This is a genomic window from Vibrio sp. E14 (assembly GCF_020515785.1).
GTDB classification, from domain to species: domain Bacteria; phylum Pseudomonadota; class Gammaproteobacteria; order Enterobacterales; family Vibrionaceae; genus Vibrio; species Vibrio diabolicus.
The window spans coordinates 216,557-241,178 of the sequence record NZ_JAHPJI010000006.1; the positions used below are offsets into that span (position 1 = coordinate 216,557).

The 24,622-nt window shown below is 44.7% G+C and carries 21 protein-coding genes and 1 pseudogene; 13 read left to right on the forward strand and 9 right to left on the reverse strand.

All coding sequences use genetic code 11. The features are described from left to right. The first annotated feature begins 5 nt into the window (after positions 1-5). From LIX84_RS17280 to pheT, 3 genes are all read left to right on the forward strand, one after another. The gene (locus LIX84_RS17280) at positions 6-1,181 is read left to right on the forward strand and encodes a hypothetical protein (protein WP_167426676.1); all 1,176 of its coding nucleotides are present in this window, start codon (positions 6-8) and stop codon (positions 1,179-1,181) included. A gap of 191 nt (positions 1,182-1,372) precedes the next feature. Further along, the gene (gene pheS, locus LIX84_RS17285; RefSeq protein WP_005385470.1) at positions 1,373-2,356 is read left to right on the forward strand and encodes a phenylalanine--tRNA ligase subunit alpha; all 984 of its coding nucleotides are present in this window, start codon (positions 1,373-1,375) and stop codon (positions 2,354-2,356) included. 18 nt (positions 2,357-2,374) lie between these two features. Continuing rightward, on the forward strand, positions 2,375-4,780 hold the full coding sequence (gene pheT, locus LIX84_RS17290; RefSeq protein ID WP_226421828.1) for a phenylalanine--tRNA ligase subunit beta: 2,406 nt from the start codon (positions 2,375-2,377) through the stop codon (positions 4,778-4,780). A 216-nt stretch (positions 4,781-4,996) separates the two neighbouring features. Here pheT and LIX84_RS17295 read toward each other — a convergent pair. After that, positions 4,997-5,874, reverse strand: a pseudogene (locus LIX84_RS17295) (AEC family transporter). A gap of 533 nt (positions 5,875-6,407) precedes the next feature. On the opposite strand from LIX84_RS17295, the gene ihfA reads away from it, so the two are divergent. Beyond that, positions 6,408-6,704 carry an integration host factor subunit alpha gene (gene ihfA / locus LIX84_RS17300; protein WP_005377899.1) on the forward strand — a complete coding sequence of 99 codons (297 nt, stop codon included), beginning with the start codon at positions 6,408-6,410 and terminating at the stop codon, positions 6,702-6,704. A 123-nt stretch (positions 6,705-6,827) separates the two neighbouring features. Here ihfA and LIX84_RS17305 read toward each other — a convergent pair whose 3' ends face one another. Further along, entirely contained in the window at positions 6,828-7,607 is a 780-nt protein-coding gene (locus tag LIX84_RS17305) for a RelA/SpoT domain-containing protein (protein ID WP_006741655.1), read from the reverse strand. 316 nt (positions 7,608-7,923) lie between these two features. On the opposite strand from LIX84_RS17305, the gene LIX84_RS17310 reads away from it, so the two are divergent. Next, positions 7,924-8,574, forward strand: coding sequence for a thiopurine S-methyltransferase (locus LIX84_RS17310; protein WP_041853041.1), 651 nt, complete (start codon positions 7,924-7,926; stop codon positions 8,572-8,574). A 72-nt stretch (positions 8,575-8,646) separates the two neighbouring features. On the opposite strand, the gene purT is transcribed toward LIX84_RS17310, so the two are convergent. The 7 genes from purT to LIX84_RS17345 form a co-directional block, all read right to left on the reverse strand. Continuing rightward, entirely contained in the window at positions 8,647-9,822 is a 1,176-nt protein-coding gene (gene purT, locus LIX84_RS17315; RefSeq protein WP_226421829.1) for a formate-dependent phosphoribosylglycinamide formyltransferase, read from the reverse strand. Between the two features lie 145 nt (positions 9,823-9,967). Continuing rightward, a complete protein-coding gene (gene cdd, locus LIX84_RS17320; RefSeq protein WP_005397788.1) occupies positions 9,968-10,855 on the reverse strand; it encodes a cytidine deaminase in 888 nt (295 codons plus the stop codon). 443 nt (positions 10,856-11,298) lie between these two features. Continuing rightward, positions 11,299-11,976, reverse strand: a complete 678-nt coding sequence (locus tag LIX84_RS17325; protein WP_005377888.1) for an LrgB family protein — start codon at positions 11,974-11,976, stop codon at positions 11,299-11,301. 1 nt (position 11,977) lies between these two features. Continuing rightward, positions 11,978-12,352 carry a CidA/LrgA family protein gene (locus tag LIX84_RS17330; protein WP_005397786.1) on the reverse strand — a complete coding sequence of 125 codons (375 nt, stop codon included), beginning with the start codon at positions 12,350-12,352 and terminating at the stop codon, positions 11,978-11,980. A 55-nt stretch (positions 12,353-12,407) separates the two neighbouring features. Further along, positions 12,408-13,829, reverse strand: a complete 1,422-nt coding sequence (gene sbcB, locus LIX84_RS17335; RefSeq protein ID WP_226421830.1) for an exodeoxyribonuclease I — start codon at positions 13,827-13,829, stop codon at positions 12,408-12,410. 156 nt (positions 13,830-13,985) lie between these two features. After that, positions 13,986-15,359: an L-cystine transporter gene (locus LIX84_RS17340; protein WP_226421831.1), complete on the reverse strand. Its 1,374-nt coding sequence runs from the start codon at positions 15,357-15,359 to the stop codon at positions 13,986-13,988. A gap of 200 nt (positions 15,360-15,559) precedes the next feature. Beyond that, entirely contained in the window at positions 15,560-16,249 is a 690-nt protein-coding gene (locus tag LIX84_RS17345; RefSeq protein ID WP_226421832.1) for an NAD(P)H-binding protein, read from the reverse strand. Positions 16,250-16,497: 248 nt separating this feature from the next. Between LIX84_RS17345 and cobT the strand changes: the two genes are divergently transcribed. The 8 genes from cobT to btuD all read left to right on the forward strand — a co-directional run bounded on the left by cobT (position 16,498) and on the right by btuD (position 24,562). Continuing rightward, positions 16,498-17,541: a nicotinate-nucleotide--dimethylbenzimidazole phosphoribosyltransferase gene (cobT, locus tag LIX84_RS17350; RefSeq protein ID WP_226421833.1), complete on the forward strand. Its 1,044-nt coding sequence runs from the start codon at positions 16,498-16,500 to the stop codon at positions 17,539-17,541. Next, positions 17,541-18,347 (forward strand): adenosylcobinamide-GDP ribazoletransferase, encoded by an 807-nt coding sequence (locus tag LIX84_RS17355; protein WP_226421834.1) that lies wholly within the window; start codon positions 17,541-17,543, stop codon positions 18,345-18,347. The genes cobT and LIX84_RS17355 overlap by 1 nt, the downstream gene beginning before the upstream one ends. After that, positions 18,344-18,877: a bifunctional adenosylcobinamide kinase/adenosylcobinamide-phosphate guanylyltransferase gene (cobU, locus tag LIX84_RS17360; protein ID WP_005397778.1), complete on the forward strand. Its 534-nt coding sequence runs from the start codon at positions 18,344-18,346 to the stop codon at positions 18,875-18,877. Before LIX84_RS17355 ends, cobU begins: the two co-directional genes overlap by 4 nt. 10 nt (positions 18,878-18,887) lie before the next feature. Further along, complete coding sequence (cobC, locus tag LIX84_RS17365) at positions 18,888-19,502, forward strand: alpha-ribazole phosphatase (protein ID WP_226421835.1); 615 nt, start codon at positions 18,888-18,890, stop codon at positions 19,500-19,502. Positions 19,503-19,630: 128 nt separating this feature from the next. Next, positions 19,631-21,427: a M3 family oligoendopeptidase gene (locus LIX84_RS17370; protein WP_226421836.1), complete on the forward strand. Its 1,797-nt coding sequence runs from the start codon at positions 19,631-19,633 to the stop codon at positions 21,425-21,427. A 274-nt stretch (positions 21,428-21,701) separates the two neighbouring features. Further along, a complete protein-coding gene (locus LIX84_RS17375) occupies positions 21,702-22,730 on the forward strand; it encodes a succinylglutamate desuccinylase (RefSeq protein WP_226421837.1) in 1,029 nt (342 codons plus the stop codon). Positions 22,731-22,812: 82 nt separating this feature from the next. After that, the gene (btuC, locus tag LIX84_RS17380; RefSeq protein ID WP_031780659.1) at positions 22,813-23,808 is read left to right on the forward strand and encodes a vitamin B12 ABC transporter permease BtuC; all 996 of its coding nucleotides are present in this window, start codon (positions 22,813-22,815) and stop codon (positions 23,806-23,808) included. Further along, positions 23,795-24,562, forward strand: coding sequence for a vitamin B12 ABC transporter ATP-binding protein BtuD (gene btuD, locus LIX84_RS17385; protein WP_084742362.1), 768 nt, complete (start codon positions 23,795-23,797; stop codon positions 24,560-24,562). The genes btuC and btuD overlap by 14 nt, the downstream gene beginning before the upstream one ends. Positions 24,563-24,622 lie beyond the last annotated feature (60 nt).

Genomic DNA, 24,622 nt, shown 5'->3' on the forward strand with positions numbered 1-24,622 from the left:
GAGAAATGAACCGATCAAATGTTGGGTTGTTGCTTAGCGCAGCAACCTCTTTTTACTCGATGCCTCTTGCCGCCGTTGAGCTTGCTGGACAAGTCAATATTGAGCATCGTCAGTTTTTTGAAACTGGCTCTCAGGGTCAGAGCAAAGCGCAAACGTCATTGGTTTTGCAGCCAGAATTTTACTGGGAGATGCAAAATGGTGATGCGAGCTTTACCCTCACACCTTTCTATCGTTTGGATAGTCTAGACGATGAGCGAAGTCATGGAGACATAAGAGAGGCGCTTTATCTGACGTACTGGGATGATTATGAGCTTCGAGTTGGGATTAGTAAGGTTTTTTGGGGAGTGACGGAATCCGCCCATTTGGTTGATGTAGTAAACCAGACAGACGCCATTGAAGCCGTCGATGGTGAAGATAAGCTCGGTCAGCCGATGTTGCATTTTACCTCATTCAAAGATTGGGGCACCGTCCATGCAATGTTATTACCTTACTTTAGGGAGCGAACGTTTGCGGGTACTGACGGGCGCTTGCGAACCGAACCTGTTGTCTCAGATGATGCTATCTATGAATCAAGCAGAGAAGAAAAGCAGGTAGATGTGGCTTTTCGATATTCGAAAATGCTTGGCGATTGGGACGTAGGCCTGAGCTATTTATATGGAACAAACCGGGATCCTTACTTTCGTTTTGAGTACGGGGAGTTAAAGCCTTACTACGCTCTGATGAGTCATGTCGGTCTCGATGTACAAGGAATCGTTGGCGATTGGTTATGGAAACTGGAAAGTGTTTATCGAGATAGTGCTGATAATCATGTCGGTCTTGTGACGGGTTTTGAGTATACCTTCGTCGGTGCATTTGACACGGTTTGGGATGTGGGGGTTATTGGTGAGTACCTCTATGACAGTCGTGGGAATAACGCACAAACTATCGGTCAAAATGATGTGTTTGCAGGCATTCGTTGGGCGCTCAACGACGAGGACGGAACGGAATTATTGACGGGAATCACAAAGGATTTAGATAACGCCGATGTTTACAATGCCAAGTTAGAAGCCTCGAGCCGAATATCGAATAACTTTAAGTGGCAAATTGATGCTTGGTTGTTCAAAAATGAAACGCCAAACGATTTGCTCTATTTCGCCCGAGATGACGATTTTATCGAGCTATCTATTCAATACTATTTCTAAAACAAAAGGGCACAACTTAACGTCAGATTAATGAAAGATGACATTTTTGACGTTTTTGTGCTCTTTTTATTCAATAACCTCTTCTTTTCGTAATTCAATTTGGCATTGGTGCCCGGTTTGGCTACTATGTACAGCTATCAAAAAACCAATCACTCCCTTATGGACACTACCAACAGGTAGATGAGGAAACGATGCAACATCTAGAAGAGATCATTGCTAGCGCGAGCACTGCAATTGAAGCTGCCGAATCGCTAGTCGCACTTGATGAAGTGCGTGTTCAGTATCTGGGTAAAAAAGGTGAGCTAACTGCTCAACTTCAAAGCCTAGGTAAACTACCACCAGAAGAACGCCGTGAAGCTGGTCAAGAAATCAACAAAGCGAAAGGCGTCGTTCAGCAAGCTATCGCAGCTCGTAAAGACGCACTACAACGTGCAGAGCTTGAAGCGAAACTAGCAGCAGAAACAATCGACGTAACACTACCAGGTCGTCGTATTGAAAACGGTGGTTTACACCCAGTAACTCGTACTGTAGAGCGTATTGAGAAGTTCTTTGGCGAACTTGGTTTTAACACCGAAGCTGGCCCAGAGATCGAAGATGCATTCCACAACTTTGATGCGCTAAATATTGCCGCTGATCACCCAGCGCGTACTGACCACGATACTTTCTTCTTCAATCCAGATTTGATGCTTCGTACTCATACGTCAGGCGTACAGATCCGTACGATGGAAAATGGTAAACCACCATTCCGTTTCATCGCACCGGGCCGTGTATACCGTAACGACTACGACCAAACTCATACCCCAATGTTCCACCAAGTGGAAGGTATGCTGGTTGATGAGAACGTAAACTTTGCACAGTTGAAAGGTATCCTGCACGATTTCCTATGTAACTTCTTCGAAGAAGAAGTAGAAGTACGTTTCCGTCCATCTTACTTCCCATTCACTGAACCTTCAGCTGAAGTAGACGTGAAAGGCAAAAACGGTAAATGGTTAGAAGTACTAGGCTGCGGTATGGTTCACCCGAACGTACTACGTAGCGTAGGCATCGATCCTGAAAAATACTCTGGTTTCGCATTCGGTATGGGTGTTGAGCGTCTAACGATGCTTCGTTATGGCGTGAACGATCTACGTGCGTTCTTCGAAAACGATCTTCGTTTCCTAAAACAGTTCAAGTAATCCAGAGGGTTCATCAACATGAAATTCAGCGAATCATGGCTTCGTGAGTGGGTAAACCCAGCGGTTACTACTGACGAACTCACTCATCAAATTACAATGGCCGGCCTAGAGGTAGACGACGTTCTTCCTGTAGCGGGTTCTTTCACTGGCGTTAAAGTGGGTCACGTTGTTGAATGTGGTCAACACCCAGACGCAGACAAACTTCGCGTTACTAAGGTTGACGTGGGTGAAGAAGAGCTTCTAGACATCGTTTGTGGCGCACCTAACTGTCGCCAAGGTCTGAAAGTAGCGGTAGCAACAGTTGGTGCTGTTCTTCCAGGCGATTTCAAAATCAAAAAAGCGAAACTACGTGGCCAGCCATCTCACGGCATGCTTTGTTCGTTCACTGAACTAGGCATTGATGTTGAGTCAGACGGCATCATGGAACTAGCAGAAGACGCAGTAATCGGTACTGATTTCCGTGAATTCCTAGGTCTAGATGACGTAACGGTAGACGTAGATCTAACAGCAAACCGCGCTGACTGTTTCAGCATTCGTGGTCTAGCTCGTGAAGTTGGCGTACTAAACCGTGCTGACGTGACTGAGCCATCAGTAGAAGCAGTTGCCCCTTCAATCGACGATAAAGTGTCTATTGAAGTGAAAGCTCCTGCTGCGTGTCCTCGTTACCTAGGTCGTGTTGTTAAGAACGTAAACGTTCAAGCTGAAACGCCACTATGGATGCAAGAGAAACTGCGTCGTTGTGGTATTCGCTCTATCGACCCTGTTGTAGACATCACTAACTATGTTCTTCTAGAGCAAGGTCAACCAATGCACGCATTCGATCTAGCGAAGATCGAAGGTGGCATCGTAGTTCGTATGGCTGAGCAAGGTGAGAAGCTAACACTTCTTGACGGCAGCGAAGCAGAACTAAACGCAGATACATTAGTTGTTGCTGACCACAACAAAGCACTTGCAATCGCAGGTATCTTTGGTGGTGAAGAGTCTGGTGTAACAACTGAGACTAAAGACGTTCTACTAGAGTGTGCATTCTTTGCACCTGACCACATCCGTGGTCGCGCACGTAGCTACGGTCTGCACACTGATTCTTCAATGCGTTTTGAGCGTGGTGTGGATTACGCACTACAAGCGAGCGCAATGGAGCGTGCAACTCAGCTTCTTGTTGAAATTTGTGGCGGTGAAGTAGCACCTGTTGTTGCAGTAGAGTCTGAAGCAGACCTACCTAAGCCAAACAAAGTTGCTCTACGTCGTACGAAGCTAGACAACCTACTAGGTCACCACATCGCTGATGCTGACGTAGTAGAAATCCTAGAGCGCCTAGGTTTGACTGTTGAAGCTTCAGAAGAAGGTTGGATGGCAGTAGCGCCAACATGGCGTTTCGATATCGCTATCGAACAAGACCTGATTGAAGAAGTTGGCCGTATCTACGGTTACGACAACATTCCTAACCAACACCCAGCTGCAGCACTTAAGATGCACAACCACGTTGAAGCGGATCTTCCACTGAAACGCGTTCGTGATCTTCTTGTTGACCGTGGTTACCACGAAGCAATTACATACAGCTTCGTTGAGCCTGAGCAACAAAAGCTAGTTGTACCTGGTGTTGAGCCTCTAGTGCTTCCAAACCCAATTTCTGCAGACATGTCAGCAATGCGTCTTGGTCTTATCCAAGGTCTGCTGAACACGGTTGTTCACAACCAGAAGCGTCAACAGCCACGTGTTCGTCTATTCGAATACGGCCTACGTTTCATCCCATGTGAATCTGCAGAAAACGGCATGCGCCAAGAGCCTATGCTTGCAGGTGTTATTGCTGGTACTCGCGGTGAAGAGCACTGGGATATCGAAACTAACACTGTTGATTTCTTCGACCTTAAGGGCGATCTAGAAGCGATTCTAGAGCTATCTGCGAACGAAAAAGCGTACTCTTTCGCAGCACTGTCACCTGAAAGCAAAAAAGCTAACCCAGCACTTCACCCAGGTCAATCTGCGGCAATCATCGTAGATGGTAAAGAAGTGGGTGTGATCGGTACCGTTCACCCTGAGCTTGAGCGTAAGTTCGGTCTAAACGGTCGTACTATCGTATTCGAAATCGAATGGTCTGCAATCAACAGTAAAGTGATTCCAGAAGCGGTTCAGCTTTCTAAATTCCCATCAAACCGTCGTGACATCGCAGTAGTTGTGGACGAAGCGGTAGCATCTGGTGACATCGTTAATGCTTGTTTAGAGCAAGGTGGCGAGTTCCTTAAAGATGCGAAACTGTTCGACGTGTACGTAGGTAAAGGCGTTGAAGACGGTAAGAAGAGCCTAGCAATCGCTTTGACTCTACAATCAGTTGAGCGCACGCTTGAAGATGCAGATATCGCAGGTGCGGTAGACGCTATCGTTGCTCACGTTTCTGAGAAGTTTGGTGCGTCTCTACGTGACTAAGCGTTAGATGAACTATCTCTCTTAAGAAACTAAAAACCCTGTCAAATCGGCAGGGTTTTTTATGTTGAGCATTGTCTTATTGTGATTCACGTACTAGGCCGTTTACGTCACCTCCCACAACCTCAAAAATCTGGACCAAACTTGAGGTAGCGCTTAATCGAGATTTGGCATATATCGTTTTTCCGCCAACAGACGCTAACGCAAGTTTATTGGCAGCTAGGCGGCGAGTGAGAGGGTATAGCTAAGCAGAAGAGGCAGCGTAAGAATACTGAAAAAGTTGCCAAATAGTACCATTGACGCCACTTTCATGGGCTCTATATTCAGCCTTTCCGCAAATAGGTAATTCATGACGGCTGGTGGCAGCATTGTGAAGAGTACCATCATTTGCAATTGCATCGTTGGAAGGGGAATTAACCAATAAATAAGTGCAAATGCAACCGCCCCAGTTGCAAGCGACTGCACGGTACACAATACACCAACCTTTAAACCATCCACTCTTAAATGACACATTTGTGCCCCCAGGGATAAAAGCATCACGGGTACTGCCGCTTGGCCAAGTAGAGCAGTCGCTTCGTATAAAGGTGCCCATGCCCCCACATTTGACACGTTGAGAAACAGAGCCAACGACGCAGCTAAAAAGATTGGCATCTTGACTATTTGCTTAGGTTGCCATGACTAAGTAGCATTACACCTAAACTAATGTGCAAGCATGCTGACACGACAAATAGCAGTACTGCTGAGGATAGCGCAATTTCTCCAAACGTATAGGTAAACAAAGGAATAGCAAGGTTTCCGCTATTGCGAAACATATGTGGTGGTGCCCAGGTTTTAAACGACAGTGACGTCAATCGACATACAGGGATCATGAGTAGTGCGGGAACCAAAACCGCGACAATTGCTGCAAAAAGGAGTGGTCCCTGATTCGAGTCTAACGGCATGTTAACGAGTGAAGAAAACACCAGCGCAGGTGTGAAAACCTCAATGTTAATGCGGTTGATTGGACGAAAGTCAGGCTTGATGTAACGACCTACCAAATAGCCGACGCCGACAAGAGCAAAAACAGGGAAAAGAATATTTATGATTTGATTAATCATGGTCGCCTAGATGAAGTGTAAGGAGCTAATGTAGAGATACACGAAGAACCACATTATCAACCTTTATATATTGCGTCATCGCTGAACAGTGAGAAGCGTGGGTTTAATCAAGCTTTCTAAGCACAGTTACAAAGCCAGGTGGTCATACCATTTAGTTCAATTGTTACGTATCGAGTTACATACAAATCACTGAATTTACGACAAGTTCTATGTCAAGTGTCTGTTAAATAACCAATCTCTGATATTTTTATTAAATAGTGATTAATGTTGGTATTTAAACTGCTTTTAGTTTTATCAGCTGGATGTTTTTCCTATTAAAGAGAAAACAAAAACAAAAATATCAAGATGTTGGCGTTTAACAATAATTTACATAGTGCTATTCCTTTTGTTCGCCAAGAAAAAAGTTGGCGAAAATCATAAGCTTGTCATACACTTCCTGATGTAACCCCGATATGTTGTTGAATTGGTAGGGTAAAACTGCTCTGGCGCTACACTAACGTAGCATTGTTTAACATAGCTTTGAGGAAAGTTTTATGGCGCTCACAAAAGCCGAACTGGCAGAAAACCTGTTTGATAAATTAGGATTTAGTAAGCGGGACGCCAAGGAAACGGTGGAAGTGTTCTTTGAAGAGATTCGTAAGGCACTGGAAAGTGGCGAACAGGTAAAACTGTCAGGTTTTGGTAACTTTGATCTTCGTGACAAGAATGAACGACCTGGTCGTAACCCGAAAACCGGTGAAGATATTCCAATTACTGCTCGACGTGTAGTGACTTTTCGCCCGGGTCAGAAGTTAAAAGCTCGTGTAGAAAACCTGAAGAAAGTACAGTAAGCCGAATAAATGGATCACGCTAAGGCGTGGTCTTTTTTTTGCGTAAAACTTGTGTCGCATATAAACGAAAACCACCGCAATGCGGTGGTTTTTCTGTTTTTGAGTATATCTTAATGATATGGATTACGCTGCTTCTAGGTGCGTTGTTAAGTATGGTTGCCATGCTTGTTGGTACAAGTTTTTAGACTGTGCACGCATGTTGCGAATAGAAGCGAGTTCTAGTTCGCTTAGTTCGCGTTTCTCCATCATCGCTTGGCGTTCTAGTTTCTGGATTTTTTCGTATAGGTCGTGTTCAGGACCGCTTTTCACATCTGCGATGGCTTTTAAGTGCAGTTGAACTTCGGCAACCAGATTTGTCTTTGGTAAACGAACGAGTAAGTTCAAGTCTCTATAGCCTGAAGGACCAGGTTTTTTGAAGCGATTTTTTACTTTAACAATTGTTGTTTCACGCTCTAAGGTTTCATAAATGGAGACTAAGCTCGCGACGTCTTCAGCAACAATCGTGGCACGGGCTAGGTCAGTAATGCGTTCGACTTTTCCATCTAACTCCAAAGCTATTTTTTCTTCTGCTCGTTGTTTGGACTTTACGCCTGCGAAGTATGGCTGAGCATCATTAAGAAGTGCGGTACTTTTACAGATAGTTTCAAGCTCAAATTGTGCTTGGTGAGCTTTGCTGTAAAGAATGTCGAAGTCAGTGTATGGCTGAGTTGGAGTTGCGTCGATTGACTGAATACCATACAAGCCGCTAAGGCTATGTTTAAAGAGTTTCGAACAAACTTCGTTTTGACTTGTTGAACGATTTTGATCGCCACTCGGCGCTGGGGTAATTGGAAGTGCGGCAAATGCCGGTGCACGGCTAAGTACCAAAAGCATCAATGCTGTAGTACGAAGAAATAAGCTCATTCACTCTCCTTAACTTGCTTGTACTTAGAAAATAGGGAACATAAAGGTCGCTAAGTTCGGCAAATCAGGTACTAACTTATTAATGGGGTCATTACGAAAGATTCCAAGGTTTCAGTTTTGTCTTGAAGTGGAATCGTGCGTTAGATCACCATTTCTCTTTTCTTTATTCTGTTTATCAGATAAAGGCGTGGTTCCTATAAGAACGTTTACATCCTATCACCGCTGTATTAACCAAAGATGAACGGCATAGACAAATTGAAAAAAATCGTTAGTCTTACTTCTCAAAATGAAAATCAGCCGACAAGTAGAAAGTAAAATGAGAGACCAAGAGTTTTGGCATAATAAATGGGCCAGTAATCAAATCGGATTTCACTTGGAAGATGTAAACCCGCTATTACCTGCATATTGGCAACACACAAACCCAAAGCGTGAAGACAAAGTGTTAGTGCCTTTGTGTGGAAAGTCAGAAGACTTGATTTGGTTAGCGATGAAGCATGATTCAGTTGAAGGTGTTGAGCTGAGCCATATCGCTGTTCGTGCCTTTTTTGCTGAACATTTTTATACGCCAACCGTGACGCCTGTTAATGGTATGCACGAGCTTTATCAATTTGATGAGCTCTCTATTTATACTGGGGACTTTTTCACTGCACCAGTATCTCAAGCCGATATCATTTATGATCGCGCCGCGTTGGTTGCTTTACCGAAAGATATGCGAGAGGAGTATGTAGAGCGTCTCAAGCAACTTTTGAATCCAGGCGGTCGTATTTTGCTTGTTACACTCAACTATCCTCAAGAAGAGATGGCGGGGCCTCCATTTAGTGTGCCAGTCGAAGAGATTGAGCAGTTATTTTCAGGTTACAAAGTTACCTGTTTGAACGTAGATGAAGCTGATGAAAACCATCCTAAAATTGCAAAAAAAGGCTTAAGTCGCTTCTCTGAAGAAGTGTACCTAATCGAGAGTGAATAGGTTTTTTGGGTTTGTAAAACGAAACAGCGCAGCAATTAGAGCTGCGCTGTTTTTTGTAGGAGCGGAGCTCGTTTAATATGTGATATTCACTTTTGATGCACTTTCAACAGCATCTTGAACGGCTTCTTCGGTGGTTTTTCGTCGCGTAAGGACAACACCTAAACGACGGCGACCATCGATTTCTGGCTTGCCGAATAGACGAACTTGCGTTTGAGGTTGATCTAAGGCTTTGGTTAGGTTGTCAAAGCGAATGTTTGTGGAAGTCCCTTGCCCAAGAATAACGGCCGACGCAGATGGACCATATTGTACGATATTATTAATCGGCATTCCGGTAAATGCACGTACGTGGAGAGCAAACTCAGACATTTCCTGCGAAATCATTGTGACCATGCCTGTATCGTGAGGGCGAGGAGAGACCTCATTGAAAATGACCTTATCACCTTTAACAAACAGCTCTACACCAAAGATGCCGTAGCCACCGAGTGCGTTGACTATTTTCTCTGCCGTGTATTCTGCTGCTTTTACTGCGTTTTCTGACATGGCTTGTGGTTGCCATGATTCGCGGTAGTCGCCATCTTCCTGACGATGGCCAATTGGAGCACAGAAGTGAACACCGTCAACGGCTCTGACGGTCAATAAAGTGATTTCGTAATCGAAGTCGATAAAACCTTCCACGATCACGCGACCTGCCCCCGTACGTCCGCCTTCCTGTGCGTAATCCCATGCTTTTGCTACGTCGTCTTCGGTCTTGATGACACTTTGCCCTTTACCTGAAGAACTCATAACTGGCTTTACTACGCACGGGATGCCTACATGCTCAACCGCGGCTTTGAAGTCTTCAAAAGTATCTGCAAAACGATAAGGTGATGTCGTCAGTTCTAGTTCTTCTGCAGCCAAACGTCGGATACCTTCACGATTCATTGTTAGCTTGGTTGCCTTAGCGGTTGGAACAACATTCAGCCCTTTTTCTTCAAGTTCTACCAGTTTGTCGGTTGCGATAGCTTCGATTTCAGGTACGACGTAAGTAGGTTGTTCCTTCGCAATAACTTCTTCTAAGGCGCTTCCATCTAACATATCGATGACGTAACTACGGTGAGCAACTTGCATCGCTGGAGCATTAGCATAGCGATCACAAGCAATCACTTCTAAACCAAGTCTCTGACATTCAATTGCGACTTCTTTACCGAGTTCGCCAGAGCCTAAAAGTAATACACGGGTAGCATTTGCGCTGGTTGCTGTGCCAAACATAGTGTTCCCTTACAAAATAGAGTGGTGAGACAGAAATTGCAGGAGATCATACTGAAGTTTTATGACAAAGCAAACGTTTGCTTTTGGTTTTTAGGCAATAAAAAAGCTCTACATGCCGTAGAGCTTTTTATACTGAAATTGTCGCTTATACGTTGACAAAACTAAGTGGAATATCTGGATTCAACGCTTCTAACGTTGATTGTGTATCAGCCAAATGACTGATCTTGCCTTCTGAGTTTTCTACCAGAGCAGCGGCTTTGATATTGTCAAAAGTTTCACCCGCAAGTAGTACTTGGATCAGCGCAACTTGTAATGGCGGCAAGCTAGGGTTAAACGCCGCATTTTCCGCATAAGCACCTTGGAATACACGACCGCTAGCCATTTCTAATGCTAAGCCACTCAAGTTGTTGGTATATGGTGAGTGGCTCATGTTCATCGCTTCAACAGCGCTTTGTATTAGAGTGTCTTCATCATCACATGAGAACTGATGCTTTACTTCTGCCATTAAGCCGGATTCGATACCGAGATCGTTTGGTCCAAAGGCTTCAGGTAGGTATTCATGCAGCGACTTTTCTTCGCGTTCTGGGAGCTGGATTTTAAGCTCGTTTGCGGTAGATAACTCGTTCATGAACTGGCGGCAGTGACCACATGGGCTGAAGTTAATAGTGATATCTTTAATACCACGTTCACCTTTCATCCAAGCGTGGCTAATTGCAGACTGCTCTGCGTGAACTGTTTGACCTAACTGAACACCAAAGAATTCCATGTTGGCACCGAAGTAAAGGCGACCTGAGAGACCACGAACGATAGCACCGACATAAAATTCAGAAAGAGGAGCATAGGAATATGCTGCGGCAAAAGGAAGTAGAGCAACACGAAGCTCTTTATCTGATAGACCGGTAGCTGAAAGCAACTGCTCAAACTGTTGAACTGAAAGCGTAGCATCAAAATCATCAGCTTGGATGATAGGAGCAAGTTGTTTGGAAAGTGCTTCTGGAGCGCCTGCTAGCGCCTGTTCAATGCGACTTTTCATGTTGAATCCTTGTTATTGCATGGACAGTTATTCTATGTGAAGGATAGAAATGTTCCGTGCGTTAGATCACGATAAATAATGCAATTGATAATTCTGTTACATAATTAGAGTGAGCTCACACATGTATTCGATTGCACTGACGTGAAGCGTTATCTCCGTCTCACAATTAACCATATCAGTATATATTCATATGACCAAGACGCTGGGATATGTTAATTACGATGCCTACATGTCCACACAACGTTATTCCTAGATATCTAAGCAACGTTGAGTCAGTAATATTGCACTGAATGTTGAAGTTATTAGTGTGTATCTCGACAGAGTGCCTTAACGATCTTACTAGAACGGGTTGTTAGATGAGGTAATACAGAATTTTGGAAGGGATAAGGAAGAAACGGGAAGGCCACGGCCTGCCGGAAGGAGGGCAGACCGAGAGCGCTTAACTATTGATATAGCCAGACAGCCAAAGCAAAAAAGCTTGGAGCCAAAATAGAAGTGATGATACCGCATAAAACCAAGGCGAGTGATGAGAACGCGGCATCAATGGGCTGTTTCTCTGCACATGTCGCGGTGCCTAAGGCATGAGACACGGTACCCATTGTTAGGCCACGTGCAATCGGGTGTTTAATTCCAATTAAGTTGTAAATTGGGTATGCCAAAATCGCGCCCAATAAACCAACAATCAGAACCAAGATCGCCGCAACAGCAGCTTCACCACCGAGGTGACTCGAAATTTCCATTGCTATTGGCGTAGTGACGGATTTACCCACTAGACTCGCGATTAAACTGATATCTGCTTTGAAAGCGACTGCGATCAAGGTGGTTGTCATCATCGACATCACACTGCCTACTGTGCAAGCAAAAGTGATGATTCGCCAGTTTGCTTTAATCTGTGGTAGTTGTTCATATAACGGGTAAGCCAGAGCAACTACGGCTGGTTGAAGTAAAAAACTGATCCCTTCGTTATCCGCATAATACGTTTCAAACGGTACATTTAAGTAAGTAAGCAAAGGAATGAGCACTGCAATACTGATCAGCAAAGGATTTGCGAGAGGGTTATTCACTTTGATTGCGATTTGGCGCGCGACAAGAAAAACCGCAATGGTAACAACTAACCACATATCAGTGCTTCTCCTTTAGCAAGTAGTCCAGCAGCCAAGCGAGGCTAACCAGTACAATGAGTGAGCCTCCAACTGCGCTAGCAATGATAGGGAGGGCATTAGCGAGTAGCATATCGAAATGTTGCATTAATCCCACGCTAATAGGAACGAACAACAAAATCATGTAGCGGATAAATAGCGTGGCGCCCGGTTTGACCCAATCGACCTTTACAAGCCCAAGAGTCATGGAGAAAAACAGTACGAGCATACCGATGACACTTCCTGGGACGGAAACGCCAGTGAACTTTTGAATGGTAATTCCGATGCCAAGTGCCCCCATGATGAGGAAGATTGAAATGAGCAGTTGGATCAGTTGTAAGAATCGTTCTTTAATCATTTTGACAGTATATAAACAACAAGCACACCATAAGGTGCGCTTGTATTAGGAGGAGTTAAGAAGCTAAGCTCTCTACATAACGGTACACGGATTTTAATATCGTAATCTTCTTTTCGTCACTTTCATGTTCGTGAACTAAGTTTTCTAAATTCAGCATGTACTCTTCAATTTGGCTTTCAAACACTTCTCGACAGTGTAATGCCCAGCGTCTCTGTTCTTGCTCGTCTAATGTGCCTGGGAAGTTACGCGCACGATAGCGGAACAATAGAGGTTTAATGCGCTTGTCATCAAATTCAATGTCCAATGCGGCAAGATTGTTCGGGTCGGTTTCTCGAATGATATCCATGGCTGCGCGATCGGCCGGAGAGAAGAATCCGTCGTAAAGTTGCGTATCGACGTCATCACTTTTATCGAATTTACGCTCGACTGAAAAGAGGCTAATCAGCTTTTCTCTAATTTCAGGATGTTGGCGCAACAAAGCGAGATTAGCGAGACATTGCTGGCGATCAATGCCAATAGACTCCGCATTTTCAGCCGTTAACGTTTTTGCAGGGGCGAGAATAGGGCATTTGTTTAAATGAACTAACTTAACAGGCACTGGTAGCAATTCACCAAGATCTTCTCGCTTAGTGTAGAGTCTTTCGTGTAGCTCTTCTGCGGATAGCTCTAGAATAGGCTGAGGGTCTTTCGCTAAATCGATAGTGATAACGGCGTTATTATTGGTTGGGTGCCAAGCAACAGGCACAATCCAGCTAGTGTACTGGCATTCGCGCCCTAGCATGCCTGAAACGTGCATCAACGGCGTCATGTTGACGATGTCGACTAATTCATTGAGCTTGCGCTTTTGGCGCATAGAAAAGAAGTAGTCAAACAATTTTGGTTGCGCTGCTTTGACTTTTTTCGCCATTTCGATAGTCGCAATCACGTCTGCCATCGCATCGTGCGCGTTACTATGTTCTATGCCGTTAGCAACAGACAAGTGCTCTAATTTAAAACTAGTGAAGCCATCTTCGTTTTCTGGCCACTCTACGCCTTCTGGGCGAAGGGCATGGCACGCGCGTAATACATCGAGTAAATCCCAACGCGAGTTACCGTTTTGCCAACTCCATGCGTATGGATCGATAAAGTTGCGATAACAAGTATAACGTGTCACTTCGTCATCAAAGCGAATGCTGTTGTAGCCTAAACTGGTGGTATTTGGTTTCGCGAGTTCAGCGTGAATCTTAGCGATAAACTCAGGCTCAGAAAGGCCTTCTTGAACCGTTTTTTGCGGAGTAATACCAGTAATAAGTGCAGCTTCAGGAGACGGAAGATAATCAGCCGGTGGTTGACAGTACATGACTAAAGGCTCGCCGATGATATTAAAGTTTTCATCTGTACGAACACCAGCAAACTGGCTTGGGCGATCTTTCGCGGGGTTGGTTCCCCATGTCTCATAATCAAAGAAGAAAAAAGTGGGCTGATTATCTTGGTGCATTCTGCTTACCGTTTACAAAACCGATGACAGTATTAGACCATTCAACGCCTTGACTAGCAACGAAAGATGCAAGTTGAATTTTTGAAAATGAAAAAGCCGATGGCGAACCATCGGCTTGATATTTTACGTTTTATCGATTTGGAAGGAATTTGAGTTCTATGCTCGTGTTTCTTCCAATGTTGCTTCACTTTCTGGTGACTTCAGCACTCGGCTAGCAATCGTACCCGCAGTCATTGATCCTGAAACGTTCAGTGCGGTACGTGCCATGTCAATCAATGGTTCAATAGAGATAAGCAGCGCCGCGATGGTTACAGGTAAGCCCATTGCGGGAAGAACAATCAATGCTGCAAACGTCGCGCCGCCGCCAACACCTGCAATACCAAATGAGCTGATGGTGATAATCGCAATCAATGACAGGATAAAGTGAAGATCCAGAGGGTTGATACCCATTGTCGGAGCTACCATCACTGCAAGCATTGCAGGATAGATACCCGCACAGCCGTTTTGGCCGATAGTGGCACCAAACGATGCTGATAGGTTTGCAATCGCTGGTGGAACGTTAAGTTTCGTGATTTGCGCTTCTACGTTTAGTGGGATCGTTGCTGCTGAGCTACGAGATGTAAACGCGAAGGTCAGTACAGGCCAGATTTTCTTAAAGTATTCCGCAGGGCTAACGCCGACAAAAGAGACTAATACGCCGTGAACAACAAACATCAGAGCGATAGCAACATAAGACGCCACAATAAAGCCCAGTAGGTTTAGGATGTCGCCTGCGCTTGATGTCGCTACCACTTTTGCCATCAGTGCTGCGATGCCGTATGGCGTTAACGCCATGATCATCTTCACTAATCGCATAACGATTGATTGAGCTGCTTCTACGAAAGTACGAATCGGTGATTCTAACTCTGCTTTTTCCATCATCACTTTGCGAGCGGCGATACCGGTTAATACACCGAAGATAACGACAGCGATAATTGAGGTCGAGCGAGCACCTGTTAGATCAGCAAATGGGTTGGTTGGAATGAAGCTAACTAGCATTTGAGGAATAGTCAGGTCACTTACTGTACCAGCACGGCTTTCTAAAACGGCGATACGAGCGGTTTCACGAGCACCTTCAGTTAACCCTTCTGCTGACAGGCCAAATGTTGTTGTCACCAAGATACCGATAAGTGCAGCAATTGCAGTCGTTACTAGAAGAATAGAGATGGTCAGGCCAGAAATTTTACCTAATGATCCACCTTTCTCTAATTTAACAACTGCAGAGATCATCGACACTAACACCAGTGGCATGATGACCATTTTCAGTAGACCAACGTAGCCACTGCCTACAATGCCTACCCATTCAAGTGTTTGAGCAATAGCACTGTTGCCTTCACCGTGAATGAGTTGCAAAGCAAGACCAAAAAGAGAACCAGTAACAAGACCGATTAAAACGAGACGAGAGAGTGTGTGTTTCTTTTGTTGTTGGTTAAATAGAAAGAACAATATGCCAACAAAGACGGCTAGAGAGGCTATCACTGCAAAATTCATAATCTGACCTTATCAACCTGCCGAAATGGCGGTTGTTTTTTATACGGGGTTTTATACGGATTTGTTTATGGGGCGTAAGATAACGCTCGCGATATAACTTTAAAAATGACAAACGGGTATTAGCTAGATCTAAAATGAATATAAAAACGAGATCTAAGTCGCGTGAGAGTGTGAATTAGCACGTTAAATGTACAAAATGGTTATTCGTAGTGATGCAGTAAGTCACGCATTTCTTGCCTTTGTAAGTAAACCACCGAGTCTTCTTGATAACTGAAAAGTTGATAAATCATCGCTTTGGCGACATCTTCCGCTCGAATAGGTAAAAAGTTGGACAGTTTACCAAGCATGAATGGGCGAATTACCTTAAACAGAGTTTGCACTAACTTCTCGTCCGTTCTTGGGCTTTGACGTTGACCAACAAGCGGGCCTGGGCGAACAAACACTATTTCCTCAAAACCTATAGCTTCGATTCTTTGTTCCATTTGTCCTTTACAGGCTAGGTAATGGGATGGCGATTTACTATTTGCACCAAGGCTAGAAACAACCGCAAGGCGTTTGACTCCGATCGTTTTCATCTGTTGGGCGACTTTACACACCAGATCAACATCTACTCTACGTAAATTATCCTTACTGCCTGCTTGCTTAAGGGTTGTGCCTAAACAGATAAAGCCGATGGTCGGTGTTGGTTGGTTATCATCCCATTGGTGGATAGAAAGGTCGGCATCAATGAGAGGAACAAGCTTATTGTCCGCATCTAGGACGCCATCGAGTGGGCGGCGAGAAAGATAATATAAGGTACCAACACCTGATTGATTTATGAGGTTTGTAATGACTTTTGAACCGACTAAGCCAGTCGCCCCAGCGATGATGGCGCAGGTGTTGTTATCCATGTCCTTTCTCCTATATGGGAATATAGCCTAAGCTATTGTAGCGGATTTCAAGGAGTTACTTATAATCGAATGCTCGAAAGGTGAGACGCTCTGCGAACTCAGTAGACTATCCTGAGATAAACTTGATTAGCGCTGCCCCAATTGGATGCAAGTGTATACAATAGTGGGCGCGAAAAAACTGTCGCTGAACAAGACCTCTTGAACAACAGAACACCTCTCACCCAGACAACATCAAAGGAACGTAAAAAATGGATGACTCTTTTGCAGTGGAGATACAAGCGCGCATAGATAACAAAACCAAACCCGTCGGTTCTTTAGGCTTATTGGAAAAGGTGGCACTACAGCTAGCTCTTATTCAAAGTCAGGATAAACCTCAGCCAGTTGATTCCATCGCTATCTGTAAACCGAGCATGCTGGTATTTGCTGGAGATCACGGCGTTGCAGAGGAGGGCGTAAGCATTGCGCCAAGCGAAGTCACTCAGCAAATGGTGGCTAACTTTCTCGCCGGCGGCGCAGCCATCAACTGCTTTTGCGACATCAATGGCATCCAACTCAAAGTAATAGATTGCGGCATGTTGGCACCTATTGATGTGCTGGTTCCAGAATTTAAGTTTCATCCAAACTTGGTTGAACAACGGTTGGGTAACGGTACGGCTAATTTCTCTAAACAATCAGCTATGTCCCCAGAACAAGTGGCGCTAGGTTTAGAGTATGGTGCGAAGATTGCTGAGCAAACCATTTTGTCTGGCTCAAATCTATTGATGTTCGGTGAGATGGGCATTGGTAACACCAGTTCGGCTTCCGCACTGTTATCGGCGCTGAGCTCATTAGATATTGATTATTGTGTTGGCGTTGGCACTGGAATCAATCAACAGCAGTTGAGCCGCAAATATAAATTGGTAGCACAGGGGGTAAACCGATGTCGAGGTCTTGATACTAAAGCGATTCTCGCACAGGTTGGAGGCTTTGAAATCGTACAAATGGTAGGTGCTTTTTTAGAAGCCAAGCGGCTTAAAACTCCAGTTTTAGTGGATGGGTTTATCGTATCGGTTGCTGCGTATATTGCAACGTTGCTAGACGAAGAAGCACGCGAATACATGTTGTTTGCCCATCGCTCTGAAGAAAATGGACATAAATTTGTATTGGAACATCTAAAAGCAGAACCTCTACTCGATCTTGGTTTACGATTAGGGGAGGGAACCGGAGCCGCTCTTGCCTTACCCTTGTTAAAAGCTGCTGCCCAGTTTTACAACAAGATGGCGAGCTTTGAGAGTGCAGGAGTTACAGTATAGTGTCAGTCCCTGATAATTCTGAGAACGTCACGCCGTCATCGTTAAGATACCAGTGGGAGTTGTTTCTATTAGCTATCAGTTTTTTTAGTCGCTTACCCGTACCCCAAGCGTTGCCATACAGTGAAGAACGCATGAATCAGGCCGGACGTTATTTCGCGTTAGTTGGTCTCGTACTTGGAGCGCTTTGTGCTCTGGTATTTTCGCTCACCTCAATTCTTTTCCCAGAATCGGTTGCCATAGTATTAACAATGGTGTTTAGCTTATTGTTAACAGGGGCATTTCACGAAGACGGCTTGACTGATATGGCGGATGGCATTGGCGGTGGCATGACTGTCGAGCGACGCCTCTCTATTATGAAGGACAGCCTCATTGGCACTTATGGTGCAGCCACTCTCATTATGGCGTTATTGGCTAAGTATGTTTTTTGGAGTGAACTGGCTAACTTGCCGCAGTTTTGGTTGGTCATTGTCGTCGCTTATACCGCAAGCCGAGCACTAGCCGCTACGCTTATTTATGACATGCCTTATGTCAGTGACAGTAATACGTCGAAAAGTAAACCGCTGGCAAATAGCCAGTCTTCTTTAGAAGTCTCCATTTTGTTGTTTACTGGTGGCATAACATTGCTTGTGCTTGGTATCACGCAGGCGATCTTTATATCGCTTGTTCTCGTGGTATTTCGTTTGATGTTCAAACGTTGGTTAACCAAGCGAATTGGCGGCTTTACGGGGGATTGTCTTGGCGCAGCGCAGCAGCTATCGGAACTGCTTGTTTATCTCACTATGATTGGGTTTTATCACATCTCATGAAGCAATTGATACTCGGTGGCGCGCGCTCTGGGAAGTCGCATTTGGCGGAAAAAACAGCCAAGCAATTATCGACCACTTCTCAACACTCATTACATTATGTTGCAACCGCGCTGCCATTTGACCAAGAAATGCGAGAGCGAATAGCGCATCATCAAAAGCAACGCGGGGGCGAGTGGCAAGAGCATGAATGCCCCCTTCATTTATCTGAGTTACTGACAAATTTCGCTAACACCGATGTTGTACTGGTCGATTGTTTAACCTTGTGGCTCAATAATTGGATATTTGAGTTAGGTGATGAATGTTCCAATGAGAAGCTAGAAGCAGAAATTGAAAAGCTTATACAGGTGGTACGTGGTTCAGATGCGACGTTAATATTCGTCTCTAACGAGGTTGGAATGGGCATTGTGCCTTTGGGGGCGGTTAGTCGTTACTTTGTGGATAATGCAGGACGGATGAATCAAAAACTAGCCAGTGTTTGTCATCGCGTTACCTTTGTTGCTGCTGGCTTGCCGTTGGTTCTTAAAGAGTAGGATGGAAGAAATGAAAACACTCAACATCTATCTTGTGCGTCATGGAAAAGTAGACGCTCCACCAGGACTTCATGGCCAAACGGATGTAAAAGTTACGCCTGCTGGCCAAGAAAGCATTGCTCGGGCTTGGATCGAGAGTGGACGAAGTGTGGGTGGAGTGATTTGTTCTCCGCTTTCACGTTGTCAAGAACTGGCAAACATCATTGCTGAACAGCAATTATTACCAGTAATGACGGATGAATCTTTACAAGAAATCGCATTTGGTGATTTTGATGGTGTGCCTTTTGATATGCTCACTGAACAGTGGAAAAAGCTAGATGCTTTTTGGCAATCGCCAGCACAACACACGTTGCCGAATGCTGAGAGCTTAAGCACATTTTCTGAGCGCATATGTCGCGTGTGGTCTCAAATCATCAACGATATCAATGACAATCTACTTATCGTCACGCATGGTGGCGTCATTCGTATGATTCTTGCTCATGTATTGGAGTTAGATTGGCGTAACCCCAAGTGGTACTCGACGTTGTCGATAGGGAATGCGTCTGTCACGCATATAACAATGACCATAGATGAGCAAATTTACGCCTCGGTCCGTTCGATTGGCGTACCTCTTTTAACTCGTTAATTTATAAATATTAAAATGCCCAGAGCGATATTGCTTAAGGGCATAGTCACGGAAGATGTCAGTGGAAGCCCATCTGCTAGGTGCAGGAAGCGAAAATTGACTCAGTTACATAAAAAGGAAATATAGAAATGACAACGCCGAGTTGGGATTTGTCCATCGTTTATAACGACCTTTCTGACCCACGAATTCAAGACGATATTGCTCTTGTGGAACAATGTATTGATCTTTTGAATAAACAATCAGCAGATTGCGGCAACGTAGAGATCATGCAAAATGCGATTTTGACCAATGAAGCCGCGAGTCGTTTAGCGGGCACAGTTGCAAATTTTGCGAGTTGTTATGCTTCTGTTGATGCAACAAACTCCGAAGCGAAATCGTTACTTGGTAAAATGACCCGCATCTTTTCGGAGCTTTCCCAAGCGTTCAGTCCCTTTGATTTGACGCTAACGCATGCCGACGAAGAGTTTATCTTGCGCGTGTTAGACCATGAGAATCCAGATATCAGTGGGCAAGCTTTTTCTATCTTGAATTCTAGAAAGTTGGCGGATACTCGTCTTAGCAACGCAGAAGAACAGTTACTGGCTGCGATGAGTGTGGATGGTAAATCGGCTTGGGGTAACCTATACGATAACCTGACTGGCTCATTGAAAGTGAAGCTTGAGTATGCAGATGGTAAGAGTGAAGAGCTTGGGTTTTCTCAAGCGGCAAGCATCCTTTATGGGGCTGAATTTGAGCGTCAAGAAGCCGCGTGGCGAGGCGTACAAGATGCAATGCAAACGCACCAAGAATCATTCGCTGCGATTTTAAATGCGTTAGCAGGATGGCGCTTAACTGAAAACAAAAAGCGTTCTACGAAGCGTGAAGTTCACTTCCTAGAGCCGAGTTTGCATGGTAGCCGAATCCAAGCTGAAACTTTAAATGCGATGATGACAGTAGCCAAAGATAGTCGAGCTATTGGTCAGAAAGCGGGTTTATTGATGGCGAAAGTACATGGTCTGGATGAGATGAAACCTTGGAATCATCTGGCGGCTATGCCTGCTTTGAGCGGTGAAGCGAAGGTCTACGACTTTGATGAAGCGATTGATGTTATTTGTGAAGCATTTGAAACAGTAAACCCTGAGATGTCGGAGTTTGTCCGTTTGATGGTACAAAACGGATGGATTGATGCTGCGCCAAATGCCAGCAAGCGCCTTGGTGCATACTGCACCAAACTGCCAGCAACGCGAACACCACTTGTGTTTATGACTTGGAGTGGCAGTCGCTCAGACCTGATGACTCTCGCGCATGAACTTGGCCATGCGTTCCATAACTGGGTTATTCGTGATTTGCCACTTTGCCAAACTTACTACCCAATGACGTTAGCAGAAACCGCCTCTATTTTTGCAGAAAACATCGTTCGTGATCATTTGATTTCGAAAGCGGAGAGCGTCGATGAAAAGCTAGAGATGTTGTGGGAAGAGTTGTCATCTGCGCTAGCCTTAATGATCAACATTCCGGTTCGCTACGAATTTGAGAAATCGTTTTATGAACGCCGCCAGGATGGAGAGTTAACCGCAGATGAATTCTGTAAGTTGATGTCTGAAACTTGGAAAGAATGGTATGGCGACGTAATGAGCGGGCCGGATCCGTACTTCTGGGCAAGCAAGCTGCACTTTTCTATCGATAGTGTGAGTTTTTATAACTACCCATACCTGTTTGGTTTCTTATTCAGCAAGGGTATTTATGCACAGCGAGAAACCAAAGGCGAAGCGTTTTATACCGATTACATCAATTTGCTGCGCGACACCGGCTGCATGATGGCGGAAGATGTTGTCGAAAAGCATCTGTCGATGGATTTAACCCAACCAACGTTTTGGTTGCAGAGCGTTGAGCTAGTGCGTGAAAAAGTCGATGAGTTTGAGCGTTTGTTCGCACAGCGCGGCTAAGTTTTTCGCAGTGTTGATGCATAATCTGCTTTATAGCTACAAAAATTTGATCAAATCATAATGATCTTAATCAGGGCTGTGGTAAAGTTCACAGCCCTAACACTTTGTAATTGTTTAAAAATTAAACGCCTCAATGCTTGATTTGAGTGCCTGGCGCGAAAAGGTATCGGATTTTCGAGGGAAATAGTGATTTCTACTCATAAGTGAGATCGCAGCAACAAAAATCCTTTGTACAATTTATTAACATACCCGCCGTGCTATTAAGGAGTAACGCATGACGAAGTCTCTCTTTCGCCAATCGTTTTTAACTGACACGTTAGATGTTCATATCGATGTTGCACCAGCGGAGCAGGTGCTTTCTAACGGTGTAAAACTTAAACTCTATCAGCGTGGTGTACTAGAAGTGATCCCTGAGAACTATACTCAGGATACGAAGAACGTCATCATCTCTTGTGGGGTTCACGGAGATGAAACGGCACCGATGGAGCTGGTGGATTCCATTATTCAAGACATAGAATCTGGGTTCCAGACGGTCGATACCCGTTGTCTATTCATTATCGCTCATCCAGAATCCACTCTGGCGCACACGCGATTCCTTGAAGAAAACCTCAACCGTCTTTTTGACGAAAAAGAACACAAGCAGACAAAAGAGCTTGTCATCGCTGATACACTAAAGTTGCTCGTTCGCGATTTCTATCAGGATACCGACCCGACAACACGCTGGCATCTTGATTTACACTGCGCGATTAGAGGTTCGAAGCACTATACGTTTGCAGTAAGTCCTAAGACTCGCCATCCTGTGCGAAGCAAGGCATTAATCGATTTCTTGGACAGTGCACACATTGAAGCTGTGCTCTTATCAAACTCACCATCGAGTACGTTTAGCTGGTACAGTGCCGAGAACTTTGGTGCGCAAGCTCTCACAATGGAGCTTGGTCGTGTGGCTCGTATTGGTGAAAATGACCTCGATAAATTGACTGCGTTTGATTTGTCTTTACGTAATTTGATTGCGGAAACGAAGCCAGAACACCTACCAAAACCATGCATTAAATATCACGTAAGTCGCACAATCGTTCGCCTGAACGAAGACTTTGACTTTATGTTCGACGACAATGTTGAAAACTTCACTTCATTTGTTCACGGCGAAGTGTTTGGTCATGATGGCGACAAACCATTAATGGCGAAGAACGAAAACGAAGCGATTGTCTTCCCGAACCGTCATGTCGCAATAGGTCAACGTGCAGCTCTGATGGTTTGTGAAGTGAAAACCCGTTTTGAAGAGGGCGAGTTGGTTTACGATTAATCCAACATTGCTTTGAGAAGTTAATTGCAATTTACCGAGGCTTAACTGTAAGGTTAAGCCTCGTTTGTTTTTATCGGCCGCTATGGATTTTCAACAACTTATCCTGAACAAGGAACGACGCTGGCAACGTAACCTGATGGTTATGTCGATCGTGCTCGCTGTACTCTCTGCCATCCACTTGATGGTCGGAGAAATTTTCCTTTCTCCTTTTCAATCTTTATCTGCATTTGAACATAAGCTACTGGTGGACTTGCGTTTACCGAGGTTGGTGTCTGCGGCAATTATTGGTGCTGCGTTAGCGGTATCTGGCGCGACGTTACAAGTGTTGCTTGGGAACGTTTTGGCTGAACCCGGCGTGCTTGGTATATCTGGTGGTGCAAGCTTAGCAATGGTCTTAATCATGTTCGCGTCACCTGTTCTTCCCACCCCGATTGTTTTTATGTTGGCAGCGATTGCAGGCTCGATGGTATTCACGTTTGTTTTGGTGGCGATAGCAAGGGCAATGCATCTGACGACGGCTCGATTGCTTTTGGTTGGTGTCGCATTGGGTATTTTATCGAGCGCGATTGTGACGTGGGCATTTTACTTCAGTGATGATCTTAGCCTACGCCAACTGATGTATTGGTTAATGGGCAGCATTGGTGGCGCAAGTTGGTATCAACATACCGTTACCTTGGTGATGTTACCAGTGCTTATCTGGTTATGTTGTAAAGGCAAGTCGCTTGATAAATTGATGCTTGGTGAGATTCATGCGACCCAATTGGGAGTCGATGTACATCAAATGCGTTGGAAACTGATCCTCGCCATTTCTGTTTTGGTGGGGAGTTCAGTCGCTTTGGGTGGCATCATCAGCTTTGTTGGCTTAGTGGTACCGCACTTGTTGCGTTTGGCTTTTGGTACAGAAAACCGTTATTTATTGCCACTTTCTGCAATATCTGGCGCTGCGTTACTTGTATTTGCGGATATCGGCGCAAGGCTGTTATTGGACGCCGCAGAGCTACCTTTAGGTGTCATGACAACATCGATTGGCGCACCTATTTTCATCTGGATGCTGGTGAAGAGTCATGATGCACGTTAAACATATGTCGGTTGGTAGTCGATTATTGCCTCTTTCTTTTGAATGCAAAGCAGGCGAAATCGTACATGTCGTTGGGCCTAATGGTTCAGGTAAGAGTACTTTATTGGCTGCGATTTCTGGTACGTTAAGCTACCGAGAGGGTATGAGTGGTGAAGTGTACGTTGGCGACAAAAACTTGCTTACTTTACCGTTGTCAGAGCAAGCTCATGTTCGAGGTTATTTGTGTCAGCAATCACGCCCAGCGTTTAATGTTGATGTGTTTCAGTATCTCGCTTTATCTCTGCCAAGTGGTGCTGAGATTGCGGATATCAAAGTGCGTGATGCCGTCAATATGGTGGTGGAGCTGGTACAGCTGCAAGATAAGCTTCATCGCAGTATTCAAACATTATCCGGCGGTGAGTGGCAACGTGTCCGATTAGCAGGTGTATGTTTGCAGGTGTGGCGTACCATTAATCCTTTTTCGCAGTTTTTAATTTTGGATGAGCCAGCAGCACCGTTAGATATTGCGCAAGAGGGTCTGCTCTATCAATTGATTAACGCTATGGCGGCGCAGGGAATTGGAGTATTGGTTGCTAATCACGATCTCAACCGCACATTAAAGCACGCAGATAAAGTATTGCTGCTTAACAACGGTGTGCTGCACTCATCAGGAAATGCCGATACTGTGCTAACGGAAGAAGCCCTCGGGGAAGTATTCAATACTCAAGTCAAAAAGGTCATCGTAGATGAGCAACCTTATTTAATCTTTGATTAGTATTTAAGAGACAATAAAACGACCTACTTGAGGTCGTTTTTTTAATCGAGATAGCCAAAC